Genomic DNA, 21,337 nt, shown 5'->3' with positions numbered 1-21,337 from the left:
GCCATGGCCGGTACGAACGGCTTCTCCGTCTCCGGATACGGGCCCCGGCGCAGAGGCCTGTGGTCCCAGCTGAGCGCCCGTGACTCCATGGTGCGCAGGCTCGACTGGCCGCTGCTCTTCTCGGCGATCGCGCTCTCCTTCGTCGGCTCGCTGCTCGTGTGGTCGGCGACGCGAGGGCGCACCGAGCTCAACCAGGGCGACCCGTACTACTTCCTGTTCCGGCACGCCCTCAACACCGGTATCGGCTTCGCGCTGATGATCGGCACCATCTGGCTCGGGCACCGCACCCTGCGCGGTGCCGTCCCGGTGCTGTACGGGCTGTCCGTGGTGCTCGTCCTGCTGGTCCTCACACCGCTCGGCGCCACCATCAACGGCGCGCACGCGTGGATCGTCATCGGCGGCGGATTCTCCCTCCAGCCCTCGGAGTTCGTGAAGATCACGATCATCCTGGGGATGGCGATGATGCTGGCCGCGCGCGTGGACGCGGGCGACCAGGTGCATCCGGACCACCGGACGGTCGCCAAGTCGCTGGGCCTCGCGGTCCTTCCGATAGCGATCGTCATGCTGATGCCGGACCTCGGCTCGGTCATGGTGATGGCGGTGATCGTGCTCGGAGTGCTGCTCGCCTCGGGAGCTTCCAACCGCTGGATCCTCGGGCTGATCGGCGCCGGAGTCATCGGCGGGGTGCTGGTCACGGCCCTCGGACTGCTCGACGAGTACCAGATCAACCGCTTCGCCGCGTTCGCCAACCCGGAGCTGGACCCGGCCGGTGTCGGCTACAACACCAACCAGGCCAGGATCGCGATCGGATCGGGCGGGCTGACCGGCACGGGCCTGTTCAAGGGCTCGCAGACCACCGGCCAGTTCGTGCCCGAACAGCAGACGGACTTCGTCTTCACCGTCGCGGGCGAAGAGCTCGGCTTCCTGGGGGCCGGTCTGATCCTTCTGCTGCTCGGCATCGTGCTGTGGCGCGCCTGCCGGATCGCACGCGAGACCACCGAGCTGTACGGCACGATCGTCGCCGCCGGGATCATCGCCTGGTTCGCGTTCCAGTCGTTCGAGAACGTCGGTATGACGCTCGGCATCATGCCGGTGGCGGGTCTGCCGCTGCCGTTCGTGTCGTACGGAGGCACGTCGATGTTCGCGGTCTGGATCGCGATCGGACTGCTGCAGTCGATCCGTGTTCAGAGGCCGATAACGGCTTAGGTGAACATTTGGGGCTGCCATGAAGTCCTCTGGGCAACTAGATTCAATTCATGGCGGACACGAAGCGCGAGATTGAGCGGAAGTACGAAGCCACTCCCGAGACCCGGCTGCCGGATCCCGGGCGGGTGCCCGGGGTTTCGGCGGTCGTCGACAAGGGCGTCGTCGAGCTGGACGCCGTCTACTACGACACCGCGGACCTGCGGCTCGCCGCCGCCTCGATCACCCTGCGGCGCAGAACGGGCGGCAGCGACGCGGGCTGGCACCTAAAACTTCCCGTCGCACCAGGGGTACGGGACGAGATCACCGCGCCCCTGTCCGACACGGTCCCGCGCAACCTGGCGAGCCTGGCCCGGGCCCGCACCCGGGACGCCGAGCTCGTGCCGGTCGTACGGCTGCGGTCCTCCCGGGACATCCGCCACCTTCTGGACGGCGACGGCACGCTGCTCGCCGAGCTGAGCCGGGACACCGTCCGTGCGGAACGCCTCACCGAGGGCGGCAGAACGGCTGCCTGGGACGAGATCGAGGTCGAGCTCGGTGACGGCAGTGACCCGTCCTTCCTGGACGCGGCCGACAAAAAGCTCCGCAAGGCAGGGCTGAAGCCCGCCGCCTCGCCGTCGAAGCTGGCGAGGGCGCTGGTGGACACCGCCCCCCAGGGCGAGCACGCCCCGAAGCAGCCGGCCCCGCGCGCCGAGCTCGACCCGGGGACCGCCGGCGGCCAGGTCCTCGCCTACCTGGGGGAACAGGCCGACGCGCTGCTCGCCTACGACCCTGCCGTACGCCGCGATCTGCCCGACTCCGTCCACCAGATGCGAGTCGCCACCCGGCGGATGCGCAGCGCGTTCAAGACATTCCGGAAGGTCATCGACCGGTCCGTCACCGACCCGATCGGCGAGGAGCTCAAGTGGCTCGCGGCCGAGCTCGGTGTCGCCCGCGACCAGGAAGTGCTCACCGAACGGCTGAAGTCGAGGATCGACGCCATGCCCAGGACCCTGCTGCTCGGCCCCGTGCGCGGGCGGCTGCGGCTGTGGAGCGTCGCCCACGGCTCGGGCGCCCGGCGCAAGGCTGTCGCCGTCCTCGACAACAAGCGCTACCTCGCACTGCTGGATTCCCTGGACACCCTGCTCGCCGACCCGCCGCTGCTGAAGGCGGCGCGCGGCGCGGCCGCCAGGGTGATCCCCGCGGCCGTGCTCAAGGACTACGACCGGCTGGCGGGCCGGATCGACCACGCCCTGGAACTCCCGGCCGGCGAGGCCAGGGATCTGGCCATGCACGACGCCCGCAAGGCCGCCAAGCGCGCCAGGTACGCGGGCGAGGCGGCCAGGCCCACGCTCGGCAAGGCGGCCAAGAAGTTCGCCAAGCGGATGAAGGCCGTGCAGACCGTCCTCGGCGATCACCAGGACAGCGTCGTCGCCCGCGAAGCCCTGCGTAATCTCGCGATCCAGGCACATGCGGCGGGGGAGTCCGCCTTCGCCTGGGGACTGCTCTACGGCCAGGAAGAGGCTGCCGCGGCACAGCGCGAGGCGGAGCTGCCGGGGGTGTGGGAGGAGGCTTCGGCCCCCAAACTTCGGGCGGATCTGACCGGCTGAGCGCCAAGGTACGCTTGATGGTCACCCCAGCCCGCCTCTATGAGAGACACCACGATGCCTGTCGAGTCGGTCTTCCCCCGCCTGGAAGCCCTCCTGCCGCACGTGCAGAAACCCATTCAGTACGTCGGCGGTGAGCTCAACTCCACCGTCAAGGACTGGGACGCCTGCGATGTCCGCTGGGCGCTCATGTACCCCGACGCGTACGAGGTCGGACTGCCCAACCAGGGCGTCATGATCCTCTACGAGGTACTGAACGAACGCGAGGGCGTGCTGGCCGAGCGTACGTACAGCGTCTGGCCGGACCTCGAAGAGCTGATGCGGGAGCACAAGGTCCCGCAGTTCACCGTGGACTCCCACCGTCCCGTGAAGGCCTTCGACGTCTTCGGGCTGAGCTTCTCCACCGAGCTCGGGTACACCAACATGCTCACCGCCCTCGACCTCGCGGGCATCCCGCTCGCGGCCAAGGACCGGACGATCGACGACCCGATCGTGCTCGCGGGCGGCCACGCGGCCTTCAACCCCGAGCCGATCGCGGAGTTCATCGACTGCGCGGTCATCGGCGACGGCGAGCAGGCCGTCCTCGACATGACCGGGATCATCCGTGCCTGGAAGGCCGAGGGCCGCCCGGGCGGGCGCGAGGAGGTCCTCTTCCGCCTCGCCAGGACGGGCAACGTCTACGTTCCGGGCTTCTACGACGTCGAGTACCTGCCCGACGGCCGTATCGGCCGCGTCGTCCCCAACAGGTCGGGCGTGCCGTGGCGGGTGTCCAAGCACACCGTCATGGACCTCGACGAGTGGCCCTACCCCAAGCAGCCCCTCGTGCCGCTCGCCGAGACGGTCCACGAGCGGATGTCGGTGGAGATCTTCCGCGGCTGCACCCGCGGCTGCCGCTTCTGCCAGGCCGGCATGATCACGCGCCCCGTGCGGGAGCGAAGCATCACCGGCATCGGCGACATGGTCGAGAAGGGCCTCAAGGCGACCGGCTTCGAGGAGGTCGGACTGCTGTCGCTGTCCTCCGCGGACCACAGCGAGATCGGCGACATCGCCAAGGGTCTTGCCGACCGGTACGAGGAAGACAAGATCGGCCTCTCGCTGCCGTCCACCCGGGTCGACGCCTTCAACGTCGACCTGGCCAACGAGCTGACGCGCAACGGCCGTCGCTCGGGTCTGACCTTCGCCCCCGAGGGCGGCTCCGAGCGCCTGCGCAAGGTCATCAACAAGATGGTCTCCGAAGAGGACCTGATCCGTACCGTCTCGACGGCGTACGGCAACGGCTGGCGCCAGGTGAAGCTGTACTTCATGTGCGGCCTGCCCACCGAGACCGACGAGGACGTCCTCCAGATCGGCGACATGGCGGTCAAGGTCATCGCCGAGGGGCGGAAGGTCTCCGGCCAGAACGACATCCGCTGCACGGTCTCCATCGGCGGCTTCGTGCCCAAACCGCACACCCCCTTTCAGTGGGCCCCGCAGCTGAGCGCCGAGGAGACGGACGCCCGTCTGGAGAAGCTGCGCGACAAGATCCGCGGCGACAAGAAGTACGGCCGCTCCATCGGCTTCCGCTACCACGACGGCAAGCCCGGCATCGTCGAGGGGCTGCTCTCGCGCGGCGACCGCCGGGTGGGTGCGGTCATCCGTGCCGTCTACGAGGACGGCGGCCGCTTCGACGGCTGGCGTGAGCACTTCTCGTACGACCGCTGGATGGCGTGTGCCGCCAAGGCGCTGCCCGAGTTCGGTGTGGACGTCGACTGGTACACCACCCGAGAGCGCACCTACGAAGAGGTCCTGCCCTGGGACCACCTGGACTCCGGTCTCGACAAGGACTGGCTCTGGGAGGACTGGCAGGACGCGCTCGACGAGACCGAGGTCGAGGACTGCCGCTGGACGCCTTGCTTCGACTGTGGCGTCTGCCCGCAGCTGGACACGCATATCCAAATCGGCCCGACCGGCAAGAAGTTGCTGCCGCTGACGGTCGTCAAGTAGAGCTCGGGGCAAGATCCGAACGACAGGCCCTAAGGCCCGGCCGCGGGGGAAACCCCGTGGCCGGGCCTTGATCGTGTGCTGCGCCTTCCCACATCACAACCCGCGTCCCGGTAGTGGATCCGGACAGGGCTGTGGCGCGTCATGGCTGACATGGAGTTCGAGAAGTCCCCCCAGGCATACGGGAGTCATCAGGCCCCCGCGCACTACCAGCCCGGCGAGGGCTGTCTCACCACGGTGGTCCGGGTCCCGGTGCGGATCGTGGTGCTGCTCGTGGTCGTTCCCGTACGGATGGTCTGGGACCTGCTCGTCGTCTGCGGGGTCGCTCTCGACCGCGTCCTGCTGAGGCCGGTCGGCCGCGGGCTGGTCCGGCTGTACGAGAGCGTGCTGGCCCCCGTCGCGCTCTTCGTCGGCAAGGCTCTGTTCGTCTGGCCGTGTTTGGCGATGTGGCGGTATGTCGTGGTGCCGGTGGTGACGTACGGGCTGGTGGTGCCGGTGGTGTGGATCTACCGGCAGCTGTTGACGCCACTTGGCCACGGCATCGCCTGGCTCGTCGAGAACCTGCTGTTCGCACCCGCGCGCTGGATCTACCGCCGGCTGCTCACCCCGGTCGGGCACGGCATCGCCGCGGTGCTCCGCTTGCTGGGCATGGCGCTGTTCGTCTGGCCGTGGGTGGCGCTGTGGCGGTATGTCGTGGTGCCGGTGGTGACGTACGGGCTGGTGGTGCCGGTGGTGTGGATCTACCGGCAGCTGCTGACGCCGCTCGGCCACGGCATCGCCTGGCTGCTCACCGTGACGGGGCGCGGCATCGCCGCCGTCGGCCGCGGGGTGTGGGCAGCAGTCGTCTGGCTGGTCGTGACGCTGCTCGTCACGCCCGGCGCCTGGGTCTACCGGCGCATTCTCGCCCCCGTCGGACGCGAGATCGCCGACGCGTTCGCTTTCGCCTGGCGTATCGCCGGATACATCTCGCACGCCGTCGGCAGAGCGCTCAAGTGGCTTGCCTGGAATCTGGTGGGACGCCCCGTGCGCTGGTTCTACCAGGTCGTCTGCACCCCCGTCGGGCATGCCCTGCGCGACGGGATCTGGCGTCCGGCGAAGAAGGCCGCCGTCGAGGCGGGCCGGGCCGCCTCGGCCGCGCTGCGATCGGCCCGCGAGACGGTACGCCAGGCCAGGCGCGACGCCTGGCGGGCACTGGTCGGCGGGCCTCCGGCGCGCACGCTCGGCGAACCGGTAGTGCGGCAGACGCGTAGGCTGGGTGATGCGCAACAAACACAGACTGTTCCCGGCGCGCCGGCCGAACCCGAGATCTCCCTGCACAAGCGGGGGTGAGCCGGTCAGGCCCCCAGGGAACACCCAGCACGTCCGAGGGCGGCGCGCCCCCCGCGCCAGCCCCGCACCGAGGAGAAGAACCACTGGGCAAGCGACAGCCCGAAGGCCCGCCGCCCGCACCGGCGGTGCAGCGCATCCGACTGCGCTACACCAAGCGCGGCCGCCTCCGGTTCACCAGCCACCGAGACTTCCAGCGTGCCTTCGAGCGGGCGCTGCGCCGTGCCGAGGTGCCCATGGCGTACTCGGCGGGCTTCACACCGCACCCCAAGGTCTCCTACGCCAATGCCGCACCCACCGGCACGGGCAGTGAGGCCGAGTATCTGGAGATCGCCCTCACCGAGCACCGCGACCCCGACAAGCTGCGTGAGCTGCTCGACGAGTCGCTGCCCGCCGGGCTGGACATCACCGACGCCGTCGAGGCCCGTACGTCAGGGCTCGCCGACCGGCTCACCGCCTCCGTGTGGGAGCTGCGGCTCGACGGGGTGGGAGTCGACGATGCTTCACAGGCCGTGTCCGCCTTCCTCGGCGCCGAGACCGTAGAGGTCGAGCGCAAGACGAAGAACGGCCTGCGGACCTTCGACGCACGAGGCGCCGTGGCAGAGCTGCAGGCGCTCCATTCACCGTCCGACGCAAGCGTCGGCTCCACTGGAGCGGCTGCCGCCGCGCTCATCAATAGGCCGGGGGACGGGCCCTGTGCGATACTGCGGCTGGTTGTTCGGCACGTAACACCTGCCGTGCGACCCGACGACGTCCTGTCCGGTCTCCGAGCTGTGGCCGACCTGGCGCCGCCGGTCCCCGCAGCGGTGACCAGGCTGGCGCAGGGGCTCTTCGACGAGGAGTCCGGCACGGTGACCGACCCGCTCGCGCCCGACCGCGAGGCAGTTCCGGCCGCTACACCCACGGCCGCCGGAATCGCCGCCGCGACGGCGCCGGGTCCCGCCGCGTAAGGGCAGTCGTTGTAGCGCAGCCCTGGTACTCGGGAGCCACCTGGGTCGGGCAGCGCACTGACAGGAGACTTTCGCCAGGCCGTACGTACAACGCGTAGGGAACCGGCGAGCCATACATCAGCTCCCGTGCGGCGCCCGCGCCCCGGACGGCGGCACCGCGAACATCACGCGGGCCGTGACCGGACCGGAATCAGGCGTGGCGCCCGGGAGCGTGACGGGAGAACCGCCCGCATGCACGAGCCGAACGAATCCGGCACCGCCGGAGAGACCGAGAACAATTCACCCAGCGATACGCTGCCGCCGCGCCGCAGGCGCCGGGCAGCATCGCGTCCCGCGGGGCCGCCGACGGTGGCCGCGGGTTCCACGGAGGCCGCGGAGGTCACGGCGGACATCGCCGAGACCGCTGTCGTCGCCGATGTCGCGGAGGCCGAGGCCGCTGCGCCCCGTACGCGTCGCCGTGCGACCCGTAAGGCGACAGCGCCCGCCGGTGCCCCGGAGGCCCCTGAGACCTCTGCCGAGCCGGAGGCCGAGGCCGCCGCGCCGCGTAGCCGCCGTCGCGCCACCCGCAAGGTCACCGCGCCCGCCGGCGCCCCGGAGCTCGCAGAGGCTGCGGAGGCTGCCGAGGCCGCTGAGGTTGCTGCCGAGCCGGAGGCCGAGGCTCCCGCGCCGCGTAGCCGCCGTCGGGCCACCCGCCAGGTGACCGCGCCCGAGCCGGTCGCCGAGCCCGCTGCCGCCGAAGCCGTGGCCGCCGAGGACGAGACCGAGACTGAGACCGAGGCTGCCGCGCCGCGTGGCCGTGCCCGCCGCCGGGCGTCCGCGCCCGCCGGTGCGCCGCAGCCCGTAGAGACGGCTGAGGCCGATGAGGCCGCTGAGGTTGCTGCCGAGCCGGAGGCCGAGGCCGCCGCGCCGCGTAGCCGCCGTCGCGCCACCCGTAAGGTCACCGCGCCCGCAGCCGCCCCCCAGGCCGCCGAGGCCGACGAGGACGAGGACGTCGTCGAGGCGGGCGAGAGCCTGCCCACGGGCATCGTCGCCCAGATCACCTCCGCCGAGGCCGAGGTCGCGGCCGCCGAGAAGGCCGCCACCCGTGGCCGTACGCGCCGTCGCGCCGCCGCGCCCGAGTTCGCCCAGCCCGCGAAGGCCGAGCCCGCCAAGGCCGAGAGCGAGAAGGCCGAGGCGCCCGCGCGCGGCCGCCGGGCCGGACGGCCCGCCGTGGCCGTGTTCCAGGCCCCCGTCTTCACCGAGCCCATGTTCCAGACCCCGGAGACGGCCGCCGCGGCCGCCGCCGCTGCCGTGGACACGGAGGAGGACGAGGACGTCGTCGAGCCGGCCGCCGAGACCGTCGCCCCCGAGCCCGCGGGCCGTCGCCGCCGTCGCCGTCGTGGTGAGGCCGCCGAGCCGGTCGAGGCCCCCGCGCCCGCCGCGCAGGAGGCCGAGCCGGAGACAGAGACCGAGACCGAGACCCAGGCCGAGCCGGAGACCGAGGGCGAGGAGTCGGACGAGTTCGACGAGCGTCCCTCGCGCCGCCGCCGCCGTGGCGGCCGTCGCCGTCGCCGCGGTGAGCCCGCCGACACCGACGAGACCTCGGAGGAGCCCTCCGAGGAGACCGCCGGCGAAGAGGCCCAGTACGACGAGGAAGGCGACGAGGAGGAGCAGGGCGAGACCGGGACCCCCTCGGCCGCCGGTACCGCCAGCAGCCGTCGCCGTCGTCGCCGTCGCCGTCGCAGCGGTGAGCCCGCCGAGGGCGAGGAGACGGTTTCGGGCGACCCGGAGCGTACGGTCGTCAAGGTCCGCGAGCCGCGCCCGGCGCGCGCCAAGAGCGACGAGCCGTCCGACGAGGTGCAGTCCATCAAGGGCTCGACCCGTCTGGAGGCGAAGAAGCAGCGCCGCCGTGAGGGGCGCGAGCAGGGCCGCCGCCGGGTGCCGATCATCACCGAGGCCGAGTTCCTCGCCCGCCGCGAGGCGGTCGAGCGGGTGATGGTCGTCCGCCAGAGCGGCGAGCGCACCCAGATCGGCGTCCTCGAGGACAATGTGCTCGTCGAGCACTACGTCAACAAGGAGCAGGCGACCTCGTACGTCGGCAATGTCTACCTGGGCAAGGTGCAGAACGTACTGCCGTCCATGGAGGCCGCGTTCGTCGACATCGGCAAGGGACGCAACGCCGTTCTGTACGCCGGTGAGGTCAACTTCGAGGCGCTGGGCATGGCGAACGGCCCGCGCCGTATCGAAGCCGCGCTCAAGTCCGGCCAGTCGGTCCTCGTCCAGGTGACCAAGGACCCGATCGGCCACAAGGGCGCCCGCCTGACCAGTCAGGTCTCGCTGCCCGGCCGCTACCTGGTCTACGTGCCCGAGGGCTCGATGACCGGTATCAGCCGCAAGCTGCCCGACACCGAGCGCGCCCGTCTGAAGACCATCCTCAAGAAGATCGTCCCCGAGGACGCGGGCGTCATCGTCCGTACCGCCGCCGAGGGTGCGAGCGAGGACGAGCTGCGCCGCGATGTCGAGCGTCTGCAGGGACAGTGGGAAGACATCCAGAAGAAGGCCAAGAGCGGCGGCAGCTCCAACGCCCCGACCCTTCTCTACGGTGAGCCGGACATGACCGTCCGGGTCGTCCGCGACATCTTCAACGAGGACTTCACCAAGGTCATCGTCAGCGGTGGCGAGGCCTGGGAGACCATCCACGGCTACGTCAACCACGTCGCCCCGGACCTGACCGACCGGCTGTCCAAGTGGACGTCCGAGGTCGACGTCTTCGCGACGTACCGGATCGACGAGCAGCTGATGAAGGCGCTGGACCGCAAGGTGTGGCTGCCGAGCGGCGGTTCGCTGGTGATCGACAAGACCGAAGCCATGATCGTGGTCGACGTCAACACCGGCAAGTTCACCGGTCAGGGCGGCAATCTCGAGGAGACCGTCACCAGGAACAACCTGGAGGCGGCCGAGGAGATCGTGCGCCAGCTGCGGCTGCGCGACCTGGGCGGCATCGTCGTCGTCGACTTCATCGACATGGTCCTGGAGTCCAACCGCGACCTGGTCATGCGGCGTCTGCTCGAATGCCTGGGCCGTGACCGTACGAAGCACCAGGTGGCCGAGGTCACCTCGCTGGGCCTGGTCCAGATGACCCGTAAGCGGGTGGGCCAGGGTCTGCTGGAGTCCTTCTCCGAGACCTGTGTCCACTGCAACGGCCGTGGCGTGATCGTGCACATGGAGCAGCCGACCGCCCCCGGTGGCGGTGGCGGCGGCAAGCGCGCCAAGAAGCGCGGGCGCGGTGGCGCGGAGCAGGGCCAGGAGCACGACCACGAGCTCGCTGCCGAGGCCGAGTCCGAGTCCGAGGCGGAGGTCGCCGCCGAGGTGGCTGCCCCGGTGGCGCTGGCGGAGCCCGAGTTCGTGCCGGACGAGGAGCTGTACAGCAGCGCCGCGGAGGCCGAGGCCGCCGCGACGCGCGGCCGTGGTCGCCGCCGGGCGACCCGTAAGGCCACCGCTCCGGCCGGTGCGCCGAAGGCCGCGGCCCCCGCGGCCGAGGCCGAGGTCGTCATCGAGGCCAGGGCCGAGGCGCCCGTTGCCGAGCCTCTGGCCGAGGCGCCCGTCGCCGAGGCGGAGGCTCCCGCTCCCGAGGCCGCTCCGGCGGGCCGCACCCGCCGCCGGGCGACCCGTAAGGCGACGGCTCCGGCCGGTGCGCCGAAGGCCGCCGAGACGACCCCCGTCGAGGCCGAGGTCGTCATCGAGGCCAAGGCGGAGGCTCCCCAGGCCGAGGCGCCGGTCGCCGAGCCGGAGGCCACCGTCTCCGAGGAGGCTCCCGTCGTGGCGCCGCCGCGTGCGCGCCGCCGGGTGACCCGCAAGGTCACCGCGCCCGCCGGTTCGCCGTCGGGCGCCGAGGAGGCCGCGATCGTCGTGGTCCCCGCGACGGCCGAGCCCACGGCGGAGCCGGAGGCGGGGGCCGACGAGGCCGAGGCCGGCGCTCCGGCCAAGAAGGCCGCCCGCAAGACCGCCAAGAAGGCAACCGCGAAGAAGGCCGCCACCAAGAAGACGGCGGCCAAGAAGACCGCGGCGAAGAAGACGACCGCGAAGAAGGCCGGTGCGAAGAAGACCACAGCGGCGGCCGAGCAGCAGTCGCTGCCCACAGTGACGGCGACCACTGAGAGCTGAACAGTTGATGAGCCCTCAGTGAACGAACCGTGTCCCATCCCGCAGACTGCGGGGTGGGACACGGTTTTTGTCGCCGAATCGATGCAGGGCTGCGTTAACAGCCCCGAAATTGACTAGGAAATCCCTGATAATGTGACGGCGGTCGCTGCCGGGTGAGGGCCCCGTTCCGGACACTACGGTGGGTGACCGGCCCGGTTCGGGACAAGACCGGTCCCAGATCCTCGGTAGGGCGTTGGCTTTGCGCCGGAGGGGTATGCGCGGCCTCGTGAGACGTCCGCTCCGCCCCTGACCTCTGCCACATAGAGCTCTTGCGGTGTTCAAGGAGGACGTCCATGACGAGCAGCAACCAGCAGCCCATTCCCGCTGCACGCCCGGTCATCGGTGAGGAAGAGATCGAGGCGGCAGTACGCGTACTGCGCAGCGGCAGGGTCGTACAGGGCCCCGAAGTCGCCGCGTTCGAGGAGGGCTTCTCGGAGCTCGTAGAGGGGCGCCACTGTGTGGCCGTCAACTCGGGTACCTCCGCGCTGCACCTCCTTCTGCTGGCTTTGGGTATCGGCCCCGGAGACGAAGTGATCGTTCCTTCGTTCTCGTTCGCCGCTTCGGCGAACGCCGTCCGCCTGGTCGGCGCCGATGTCGTCTTCGCCGACATCGAGCCGGGCAGCTTCGGCCTGGACCCCGCGGCCGTCGAGGCCGCGATCACCCCGCGCACCGCCGCGATCATGCCGGTGCACCTGTACGGCCACCCGGCCGCGATGGACAAGCTCATGCCCATCGCCGCCAAGCACAAACTGGCCGTCGTCGAAGACGCGTGCCAGGCGCACGCCGCCGCGCTGAACGGCACCCCCGTCGGCGCGTTCGGCTCGGGCGGCACCTTCAGCTTCTACCCGACCAAGAACATGCACTCCCTCGAGGGCGGCATGATCTCCACGGGGGACGCCGAGACCGCCCGCACCCTGCGCCTCCTGCGCAACCAGGGCATGGAGCAGCGGTACGCGAACGAGATCGTCGGCGCCAACATGCGGATGACCGACGTCGCCGCCGCCGTCGGCCGCGTACAGCTGTCCAAGCTGGGCGGCTGGACCGAGCAGCGCATCGCCAACGCCGCGTACCTCACCGAGCACATCACCGCGCCGGCCGTGCAGACGCCGTCCGTCGCCGAAGGCGCGCGCCACATCTACCACCAGTACACGATCCGGATCGCCGGGGACCGCGACGCCGCCATGGCGAAGCTCACCGAGGCGGGCGTCGGCAACGCCGTCTACTACCCGACCCCGATCCACCGGCTGAAGCCGTACTGGGAGCCGGACCAGAAGGCCGGCCGTAACTGGGACCTGCCCGAGACCGAGCGTGCGGCGGCCGAGGTCGTCTCCCTGCCGGTGCACCCTTCGCTGTCCGCGGAGGACCTCGAGCGGATCGTTGTCGCCGTGAACGAGCTTGGAGAGAACCAGTGACCATCGCCCAGGGACTTCGGGCCGGCCTGATCGGCCTCGGCTCGATGGGCCGCCACCACGCCCGCGTACTCGCCGGCCTGGAGGGCGTCGAGCTTGTCGCCGTCGTCGACCCGATGGGTGACAAGAACGGCTGGGGCCAGGGCGCCCCGGTGCTGTCGACCGTCGAGGAGCTCATCGCGCTCGGCATCGACTACGCCGTCGTGGCGTGCCCGACCGCCCTGCACGAGGAGGTCGGCCTCCAGCTGGCCGAGGCCGGAATCGGCGCGCTCGTCGAGAAGCCGGTCGCGGACACCGTCGAGGGCGCCCGCCGCCTCGTCGAGGCCTTCGAGTCGCGCGGCCTGGTCGCCGGCGTCGGCCACATCGAGCGCTGCAACCCGGCGCTGCGCTCCCTGCGCCAGCGCCTGGAGGCCGGCGAGCTCGGCGACGTCTACCAGGTCGTCACCCGCCGCCAGGGCCCCTTCCCGCACCGCATCGCCGATGTCGGCGTGGTCAAGGACCTCGCCACCCACGACATCGACCTCACCGGCTGGGTGACCGGCCAGACGTACACCTCGATCTCCGCGCGCACGGTCTCCAAGTCGGGCCGTCCGCACGAGGACATGGTCTCCGCGGTCGGTCAGCTCTCCGACGGCACCATGGTCAACCACCTGGTCAACTGGCTGAGCCCGCTCAAGGAGCGCTTCACCTCGGTCACCGGTGAGAAGGGCTGCTTCGTCGCGGACACCCTCACCGCCGACCTCACCTTCTACGCGAACGCCTCCCAGGCCACCGAGTGGGAAGCGGTCCAGGCGTTCCGCGGCGTCGCCGAGGGCGACATGATCCGTTACGCCATCGCGAAGCGCGAGCCGCTGCTGGTCGAGCACGAGCTCTTCCGTGACGCGGTCCTCGGGAAGTCGCACGACATTTGCACACTGCGCCAGGGTCTTCGTACCGTCGAGGTCGCAGCAGCCGTTCTGGAGTCCGCCGCCACGGGCATCACCGTCGATCTCACCGCGTACCCCGCGGCCCAGTAGGGCGAGGAGCCTTGACCAGTCCTGATGTCACCGTCGTCGTCGCCGTGTACAACACGATGCCGTATCTGACGGAATGCCTTAACTCCCTTGTCGGGCAGAGCATTGGCCGGGACAGGCTCGAGATCGTGGCCGTCGACGACGGTTCCACGGACGAGAGCGGAGCGGAGCTCGACCGGTTCGCGAAGAAGTACCCGGACACCATCACGGTGATCCACCAGGCGAACTCCGGTGGCCCGGCCGCGCCCAGCAACAGGGCGCTGGACGTGGCCACCGGACGTTACGTCTACTTCATCGGCGCCGACGACCACCTCGGCAAAGAGGCGTTGGCGCGGATGGTGGCGTACGCCGACAAGCACGACTCCGACGTCGTGATCGGCAAAATGGTCGGCACGAACGGCCGCTATGTCCACCAGGCGCTCTTCAAGAAGAGCGACCCGGACATCAGCCTGTACGACTCGGAACTGCCGTTCACGCTGGCCAACACCAAGCTGTTCCGCCGTGAGCTGGTGGACAAGTACAAGCTGCGCTTCCCCGAGGACCTCCCGGTCGGCAGCGACATGCCCTTCACGATCGAGGCGTGTGTCCGGGCCCGGAAGATCTCGGTGATGGCGGACTACACCTGCTACTACGCCGTGAAGCGCGGGGATGCCAGCAACATCACCTACCGCGCCGATCATCTGTCGCGGCTGCGCTGCACGGCCGAGATCATGAAGCACGCGGCCGGGCTCGTCGAGGCGGGCCCCCGGCGTGACCACCTCCTCAAGCGGCACTTCACCTGGGAGCTCGCCAAGCTCGTCCGGGAGGACTTCCCGCCGCTGGACGAGGCGACCCGGCGGGAGGTGTGCGCCGGTATCGCCTCTCTCGCGGACGAGTACTTCACGGACGCGCTGCGTGACTCCATGGACGTCAAGCGGCGGGTACGGATCGGGCTGGCCCAGCGGGGCGCGGTCGAGGAGCTCGTGCAGGCCATCACCGACGAGGCCGGGGCGCCGGTCCTGGTCGAGGACGGCCGCGCCTTCGTCCGCTACCCGGGCTTCCGCACTGCGGGGCTGGACCTGCCCGACCGCCTCTTCGAGGCGGACGCCGCGTCCCTCCCCGCGGCGCTGGCCGAAGCCACCGGCCTGGTCTCCGCCGAGTGGGAGCAGACCGGCGAGCAGCTGACGCTCGCTGTCGCCGTACGGGCCGGCACGGTCGGGGACACCGACTCCGCCGTCATCCGTCTGGTGAACGGAGCCATGCCCAAGAGCTTCGACAAGGCGGGCGGCCGCAAGCTGCCCGACGGGCACGAACTGCCCGCCCCCGTGGGCGAGTTCAGCCGCGAGCCCATGCCCGACGGAAGCGGCACCCTGATCCGGGCCCGGATCCCGATCGAGCCGAAGCGCGCCAAGCTCGGCGTCCGCGTCCATGTGAACGTCGCAGGCTCGACGTACGAGATCCCGGTGAAGACCTGCGGGCTGCCGCTGCCGCTCGCACGGCGGTGGCGGGAGAAGATCCCGTACCGCATCTCCGCCAACGCGAACCCCAAGGGACGGCTGGTCATCACCACGGCCCCCCTGTGGGAGCCCAGAGTCGGCCTGGACGCGCGCCTGCGCACCCTGCTGTCCCGTCTCCCGCGCCTGCGCGCCCTGCTGTCCCGTGTGAAGAGGAAACTGACCCGATGAATATCTGTGTAGTCGCGCTGGGCAAGATCGGCCTACCGCTCGCCGTCCAGTTCGCCGCCAAGGGCCACAAGGTCATCGGCGCCGATGTCAACGAGAAGGTCGTCGAGCTGGTCAACGCCGGCACCGAGCCCTTCCCCGGCGAGCACGACCTCGACCGTCTGCTCAAGGAGACCGTCGGCGCCGGGCTGCTGTCCGCGACCACCGACACCGCCTCCGCCGTCGCCGAGTCCGACGCCGTCGTGGTCGTCGTCCCGCTGTTCGTGGACGCCGAGGGCGTGCCGGACTTCGGCTGGATGGACTCCGCCACCAAGGCGATCGCCGCGGGTCTCAAGCCCGGCACCCTCGTCTCGTACGAGACCACCCTGCCGGTCGGCACCACCCGCACCCGCTGGGCCCCGATGCTGGAGCAGGGCTCCGGTCTCACCGCGGGCAAGGACTTCCACCTGGTCTTCTCGCCGGAGCGGGTGCTCACCGGCCGGGTCTTCGCCGACCTGCGCCGTTACCCGAAGCTCGTCGGCGGTATCGACGAGGCCTCCGCGAAGCACGGTGTGGAGTTCTACGAGCAGGTGCTCGACTTCGACGAGCGCGCGGACCTGGCGCAGCCGAACGGCGTCTGGGACCTGGGCACCGCCGAGGCCTCCGAGCTGGCGAAGCTCGCCGAGACCACGTACCGCGACGTCAACATCGGCCTGGCGAACCAGTTCGCCCGTTTCGCCGACAAGAACGACATCGACGTCAAGAAGGTCATCGAGGCCTGCAACTCGCAGCCCTACAGCCACATCCACCAGCCCGGCATCGCGGTCGGCGGCCACTGCATCCCGATCTACCCGCGGATGTACCTGTGGAACGACCCGGAGGCCACCGTCGTGCGCTCGGCGCGCGAGGCGAACGCCGCCATGCCGGAGTACGCAGTCGACCTGCTGGCCGCCGCCTACGGCGACCTGGAGGGCGTGGGTGTGCTGGTGCTCGGCGCCGCCTACCGCGGCGGTGTGAAGGAGACGGCCTTCTCCGGCGTCTTCCCGACCGTCGAGGCGCTCAAGGCGCGCGGGGCCGTCCCCTTCGTGTCGGACCCGATGTACACGGCCGAGGAGCTCACCGCGCACGGCCTGACCCCGCACGAGGGCCAGACCGTCACCGCCGCGATCCTGCAGGCCGACCACGCCGAGTACCGCGAGCTGGCCGCATCCGACCTGCCGGACGTCCGCGTCCTGGTCGACGGCCGGCGCACCACCGACCCGGCGCGCTGGGAAGGCGTCCGCCGGGTTGTCATCGGCGGCTGATTTAGTACGCAGTACTGGAGCGACACAGTGGCCCCGTCCCGAGTCACCGGGACGGGGCCGTTCCACAAGGGGTATTGACATGACGTGGCTGATCACGGGCGGTGCCGGATTCATCGGCTCCCATGTGGTGAAGGCGATGACCGACGGTGGCGAGAGCGTCGTCGTCCTCGACGATCTGAGCACCGGCAGCGCCGACCGGCTGCCCGCGGGCGTACCGCTGGTGGCCGGCTCCGTCCTCGACGGTGAGCTGGTGGGCCGTGTCCTGGCCGAGCACGCGATCACCGGAGTCGTGCACATCGCGGGCAAGAAGCAGGTGGCCGAATCGGTCGAGAAGCCCCTGTTCTACTACCGCGAGAACGTCGAGGGTCTGCGGGTCCTCCTCGAAGCGTCGGCCGCGGCAGGCGTCGGCCGGTTCCTCTTCTCCTCGTCGGCGGCCGTCTACGGCATGCCCGACGTCGACCTCGTGACCGAGGCGACGCCCTGTCTGCCGATGAGCCCGTACGGCGAGACCAAGCTCGCGGGTGAATGGCTGGTCACCGCCGTCGGCAGGGCGCACGGCATGGCGACCGCGTCCCTGCGCTACTTCAACGTCGCCGGCGCTGCCTCGCCGGAGCTGGGCGACGAGGGCATCTTCAACCTTGTGCCGATGGTCTTCGAGCGTCTGACCGCGGGCGAGCCGCCACGTATCTTCGGCGACGACTACGCGACGCCCGACGGCACCTGCATCCGCGACTACATCCACGTCGAGGACATCGCCTCCGCGCATGTCGCGGCGGCACGGCGGCTCGCCGCGGACCCCTCGGCCTCTCTGGTCCTCAACATCGGCCGCGGCGAAGGGGTTTCGGTCGCGGAGATGGTCGGCATCATCCTCGACGTCACCGGTCACACGGACAGCAAGGCCGAGGTCACGGCCCGCAGGCCGGGCGATCCGGCCCGCGTCGTGGCCGCCGCCGACCGCATCCGCCAGGAGCTCGGCTGGGAGGCGCGCCACGACGTGCGCGCGATGGTGACATCGGCGTGGGAGGGCTGGTGCCTGCGCCACCCGGAGGCACGCGGCTGACCCGCGTTCGCACCCGTACGTACGACGAAGGGCCCCGGGAAGTCCCGGGGCCCTTCGTACTGCCTTACCGCCCTACTCGCCGAGCAGCAGCTCGTCGAAGCGACGGCTCACCACCGGCCAGTCCCACGCGGACAGCGCGTGCTCGGAGGCCAGCTTGCCCGCGTTCTGCCAGCTCTCCTCGGTCGCCGTGGTCTCGAGGATGCGCTTCGCGGCCTCCTCCGGGGAGCCGACGACCCAGCCCTCGGGGTAGAGGGTGCGGGCGCTGTGGTCGCGTCCGGCGTAGAACGGCCAGTCGCGCACGACGGGGACGGCGGCACTCGCCGCGCCCTCCATCAGACCGACGTGGCAGCCCTCACGCACCGAGGAGCTCAGGATCGTGCCGATCCCGGTGAGCGCGGACGGTACGTCGTCCGTCGGCCCGAGACGTACCACGGCACCGGACTCCACCAGCGGTTCGAGCTGCCGCTCGAACTCCTTCAGGTAGTCCTTGGTGGCACGGCTGGTCTTGGGGTCCATGTCACTGCCGACCAGCAGCAGCCGGTAGCGCTCGTCCTGCTTGCGTACGCGCTCCAGGACGTCGAGGGCCCACAGCGGGTCCTTCGCCACCTGCGAGACACCGATGAGCCCGAGGTTGAAGCGGGCGTCGGCGGACTTCGCGCGGTTGAAGACGCTCAGGTCCATGGCGTTGTCGATCATGTGCGTACGAGGCGCCTCGGGGCCGCGGAGCTGCGGCACCAGAGCGGTCGTCAGGTCCTGTACGTGGTCGGCGACATAGATGAGGTCGTCCACGCGGGAGAAGTCCACCAGGTGCGGCCACCGGGTGAAGGCCTCGTAGCTGTGCAGGCGCACCACGATCCGGGTGTCGCCCGGGTCGATCGTCGTGAGCATCACGGCCGGTGCCACACACCAGTCGAGGAACACCGTGTCGGCCCAGTCCAGATGGGGCCGCATGAGCTGCTCGACCTGCTCCGCGTAGAGGGCCTCGCCCCCGAGACGGTTCTCTATCATCCGCCGGCCGGCCCACGAGATGCGCTTCATGGCCGGCGTGGACGCCAGGTCCAGGTAGCGGACCTCGACGCCCTGGTGGGCCTCGTAGTGGGACAGGATCAGCTTGAGGAAGTTGTCGTTGGCGCTCGTGGTGACCAGCAGCCGCAGCGGCCGGTCCTTCGGAGGCGTCGCGGCCGGGGTCTTCCTGCCCTGCGGCTGCTGGATCTTCTTCATGACCGCCGAGCCGTGCACCGGCGCCGAGAAGGCGGCCGGGTCACTGGCCAGCGGCGAGCTGAGCTGGTCGATGTGGACGACCCGGTGGAAACCGAGGACGAGCGCACGGTCCAGCGTGGACGCCGCGCCCTCGGGATCCCCGGACGCGTACTGCTCGTCCGCGGCGGTCAGCAGCTCCTTGACCGTGCTGTCGAAGGCGCGCGGTGCGATGCCCCTCTTGAGCTCGGTCTTGGCCGCCTCGTCCAGCAGCGACGTCCTGATCGCGGGGTCCGAGATGCGCCGTGCGGCGGTGGTCAGAGCGAGCGTCGCGCCGCCCGGCCGGCCGGCCCAGCGCATGCCCTCGGCCACCTGGCGGGACAGGCGCGCCCGGACGTTGGCGGGAACACCGGGTGCGCCGAGCGCGGTGCGCCACAACCGGGCACCGACGCTGCTGCGCATCAGCGGACGCGCCGTGGCCGTACGGATCACGGTCTCGGGCAGCGCCTTGGCCTGACGGCGTACATCACTGACGATCACCGAGCGGGGCGGCAGAGCCCTCCGCCTGGCCGGGGCCGGGGTCCGCTGCGGATCCGACAGGGCCCGCAGCGCCGGCGCGATGCCGAAGCTGGCGTCCGCGTCGGTGTACTGGGACAGCCGCCAGACCGTGTACACGGCGTTGGCGTCGAGCGCGACGAGCTGCTGCGCTCCCAGGCCGTGGCGGCGCAGCCACGGATTGCGGCGCATCTGGATCCACAGGCGGCGGCTCGCCGGGAGCCTGCGCAGCCTGCGGCGGGTCGCGGTACGAAGATGCCCTATGCCGTACGGCAGTGCCTGGTACCCGTCCAGCTCGAGCCGGTCGAGCTCCTCCTGGCAGCTCTTCGTGTCGAAGGCGCAGGCCAGATAGACGCGGGCGCCCTGGGCGCGGAACTTCTGCACCGCGCCGGCCAGCACGCCGAGTTGCGGCTGGGCGGCGGCGACGAGCAACACATCGGTCACGGGGTGGGACCTCCGGCGACGATCGACTTCGATGAGAGGTCGTCCACATCCGTGGCTTCGGCAGTCAGGGGGACAATGCTCTCCGCGGGCGCGGCCGGCACACCGTGCTCGGTGGCGAGCCGGTCGACGAGGTTCTTCACGGCGAGGGACATCAGGGCCTCACGGGTGAACTGGTCGGCGTGCGCCATCGCTTCCGCGTGGACCTCGTCGCTCGTCTCGACGGCCATGTGGGCCGCCTTCACGAAGGACTCCGCCAGGCCTTCCTCGTCGATGCCGACGGCACCGGTCCACAGGGGATGACCGTTGAGAACGTTCGAGGCGTCGTGCTCGACGACATGCGCCGAGACGATCGGCAGGCCCGTGGCCATGTACTCGTACACCTTGCCGGAGGTCACGAAGCGACCGCCGATCAGGATGAGCACCATGGCGTCCCAGCGGGCGTAGATCGAGGAGACCTCGGCCTTGGCGGCGGGACCGCCGAAGAACACGCCGTCCGCTTCGGCCTGCTTGAGCATCTCGGAGTGCTTGTTCGCCTCGCGGCCCGCTCCGTTGCCGATGTGGCCGCGTACCTCGAAGCGCGCGTTGGCGAGCAGCGGCTCCTTCTCACGGGCCGCGCGCCAGGCGTTGAGCACCGTCTCCAGGTGCGCGGGCGTGAAGTTGACCGTGCCCAGATAGCCGAAGACCAGACCCGACTCGGGGTCGGGGTTGTGGGCGCGGCCGGGCGAGCTGTCCGCGTCGTAGCCGTTGCGCACGACCTCGACGCGGGAGGCGAACTCGGGGTAGCGGGCGCGGTAGTGGTCGGCGATCGGGTCGTTGACGACCCACAGCGAGACCGCGCTGTCGAGGACCTTCTGTTCCCAGCGGCCCATCTCGGAGTCCTTGGTGAACGCCTCGATGCCGGTGATCACATCGATCGACCAGCCGTCGCGGAAGTCCACGGCGTACGGGACCTTTGCCTCTTCCCAGAGCTTCCAGGCCGCGGCGAGATTCACGTACGGAACACAGCTGGCCACGAGCAGATCGGCCGGGTGCTCCGCGTGGATGTCGAGCACTGCCCGCTCCAGATCGCCGCGCCACTCGCCGAAGTTCGGCTCGGGGAACGCCTTCTGCTGCCGCTTGCGCAGCTGCGAAACCCACCTGTTGGGGTTGAGGGCGCGGTCCTCGCTGTAGAGCCGGATGTCCGTTTCCAGGTCCTCACGGGACAGCGGCAGCTCGACGATCTTCACCCGCGGGTCGACCTGCTCCAGCAGGGTGAGGTCGACACCCGAGTCCCGCTCCCAGGACTCCTGGGCGATGTTGACGACGGTGACGTCCCAGCCTGCTTTGCAGAACTGGTTCGCCGTCTCGCGCATGCGGTAGGCGCTGCTCTTGGCAGCCGGCGGGAAGCCGATGGCGAGATAGATGACGTGCGGTCGCGGACCTTCTGAGGGCAGCCCGGACCTGGGAGACGCTGACATAAACGGTGACGCTAGCACGGTGACAAGTACG

Annotated in this window: 13 protein-coding genes; 11 read left to right on the top strand and 2 right to left on the bottom strand. The window is 70.5% G+C overall.

Features of this window, described 5'->3' with window-relative positions:
• The first annotated feature begins 3 nt into the window (after nt 1-3).
• The 11 genes from rodA to galE all read left to right on the top strand — a co-directional run bounded on the left by rodA (nt 4) and on the right by galE (nt 17,653).
• On the top strand, nt 4-1,206 hold the full coding sequence (gene rodA / locus OG741_RS14225) for a rod shape-determining protein RodA (protein ID WP_266476396.1): 1,203 nt from the start codon (nt 4-6) through the stop codon (nt 1,204-1,206).
• Between the two features lie 50 nt (nt 1,207-1,256).
• A complete protein-coding gene (locus tag OG741_RS14220) occupies nt 1,257-2,792 on the top strand; it encodes a CHAD domain-containing protein (RefSeq protein ID WP_405597662.1) in 1,536 nt (511 codons plus the stop codon).
• Nucleotides 2,793-2,846: 54 nt separating this feature from the next.
• Nucleotides 2,847-4,772 carry a TIGR03960 family B12-binding radical SAM protein gene (locus OG741_RS14215; RefSeq protein WP_405605558.1) on the top strand — a complete coding sequence of 642 codons (1,926 nt, stop codon included), beginning with the start codon at nt 2,847-2,849 and terminating at the stop codon, nt 4,770-4,772.
• Nucleotides 4,773-4,913: 141 nt separating this feature from the next.
• On the top strand, nt 4,914-6,098 hold the full coding sequence (locus OG741_RS14210) for a hypothetical protein (protein ID WP_405597660.1): 1,185 nt from the start codon (nt 4,914-4,916) through the stop codon (nt 6,096-6,098).
• 125 nt (nt 6,099-6,223) lie between these two features.
• Nucleotides 6,224-7,045: a TIGR03936 family radical SAM-associated protein gene (locus OG741_RS14205; RefSeq protein ID WP_405597658.1), complete on the top strand. Its 822-nt coding sequence runs from the start codon at nt 6,224-6,226 to the stop codon at nt 7,043-7,045.
• 231 nt (nt 7,046-7,276) lie between these two features.
• The gene (locus OG741_RS14200; protein WP_405597655.1) at nt 7,277-11,188 is read left to right on the top strand and encodes an Rne/Rng family ribonuclease; all 3,912 of its coding nucleotides are present in this window, start codon (nt 7,277-7,279) and stop codon (nt 11,186-11,188) included.
• Nucleotides 11,189-11,520: 332 nt separating this feature from the next.
• Entirely contained in the window at nt 11,521-12,639 is a 1,119-nt protein-coding gene (locus OG741_RS14195; protein ID WP_405597653.1) for a DegT/DnrJ/EryC1/StrS family aminotransferase, read from the top strand.
• Between the two features lie 2 nt (nt 12,640-12,641).
• Nucleotides 12,642-13,652, top strand: a complete 1,011-nt coding sequence (locus OG741_RS14190) for a Gfo/Idh/MocA family protein (protein ID WP_405605556.1) — start codon at nt 12,642-12,644, stop codon at nt 13,650-13,652.
• An 11-nt stretch (nt 13,653-13,663) separates the two neighbouring features.
• Complete coding sequence (locus OG741_RS14185; RefSeq protein ID WP_405597651.1) at nt 13,664-15,313, top strand: glycosyltransferase family 2 protein; 1,650 nt, start codon at nt 13,664-13,666, stop codon at nt 15,311-15,313.
• Complete coding sequence (locus tag OG741_RS14180) at nt 15,310-16,593, top strand: nucleotide sugar dehydrogenase (protein ID WP_266476408.1); 1,284 nt, start codon at nt 15,310-15,312, stop codon at nt 16,591-16,593. The genes OG741_RS14185 and OG741_RS14180 overlap by 4 nt, the downstream gene beginning before the upstream one ends.
• A 79-nt stretch (nt 16,594-16,672) precedes the next feature.
• A complete protein-coding gene (gene galE / locus OG741_RS14175) occupies nt 16,673-17,653 on the top strand; it encodes a UDP-glucose 4-epimerase GalE (RefSeq protein ID WP_405597649.1) in 981 nt (326 codons plus the stop codon).
• Nucleotides 17,654-17,725: 72 nt separating this feature from the next.
• Here galE and OG741_RS14170 read toward each other — a convergent pair whose 3' ends face one another.
• Both OG741_RS14170 and OG741_RS14165 read right to left on the bottom strand, forming a co-directional pair.
• Complete coding sequence (locus OG741_RS14170) at nt 17,726-19,849, bottom strand: glycosyltransferase family 1 protein (RefSeq protein WP_405597647.1); 2,124 nt, start codon at nt 19,847-19,849, stop codon at nt 17,726-17,728.
• Nucleotides 19,846-21,201, bottom strand: a complete 1,356-nt coding sequence (locus tag OG741_RS14165; protein WP_405605554.1) for a glycosyltransferase — start codon at nt 21,199-21,201, stop codon at nt 19,846-19,848. The genes OG741_RS14170 and OG741_RS14165 overlap by 4 nt, the downstream gene beginning before the upstream one ends.
• Nucleotides 21,202-21,337: the final 136 nt, after the last annotated feature.

It is taken from the genome of Streptomyces sp. NBC_01410 (assembly GCF_045040195.1).
Classification (GTDB): Bacteria; Actinomycetota; Actinomycetes; order Streptomycetales; family Streptomycetaceae; genus Streptomyces.
This window is presented reverse-complemented; position numbering and strand designations above follow the sequence as displayed.

Coding starts and splice junctions, on each gene's coding strand:
- rodA (WP_266476396.1), top strand. CDS start 4: ATGGCCGGTACGAACGGCTTCTCCGTCTCCGGATACGGGCCCCGGCGC.
- OG741_RS14220 (WP_405597662.1), top strand. CDS start 1,257: ATGGCGGACACGAAGCGCGAGATTGAGCGGAAGTACGAAGCCACTCCC.
- OG741_RS14215 (WP_405605558.1), top strand. CDS start 2,847: ATGCCTGTCGAGTCGGTCTTCCCCCGCCTGGAAGCCCTCCTGCCGCAC.
- OG741_RS14210 (WP_405597660.1), top strand. CDS start 4,914: ATGGCTGACATGGAGTTCGAGAAGTCCCCCCAGGCATACGGGAGTCAT.
- OG741_RS14200 (WP_405597655.1), top strand. CDS start 7,277: ATGCACGAGCCGAACGAATCCGGCACCGCCGGAGAGACCGAGAACAAT.
- OG741_RS14195 (WP_405597653.1), top strand. CDS start 11,521: ATGACGAGCAGCAACCAGCAGCCCATTCCCGCTGCACGCCCGGTCATC.
- OG741_RS14180 (WP_266476408.1), top strand. CDS start 15,310: ATGAATATCTGTGTAGTCGCGCTGGGCAAGATCGGCCTACCGCTCGCC.
- galE (WP_405597649.1), top strand. CDS start 16,673: ATGACGTGGCTGATCACGGGCGGTGCCGGATTCATCGGCTCCCATGTG.
- OG741_RS14165 (WP_405605554.1), bottom strand. CDS start 21,201: ATGCGCGAGACGGCGAACCAGTTCTGCAAAGCAGGCTGGGACGTCACC.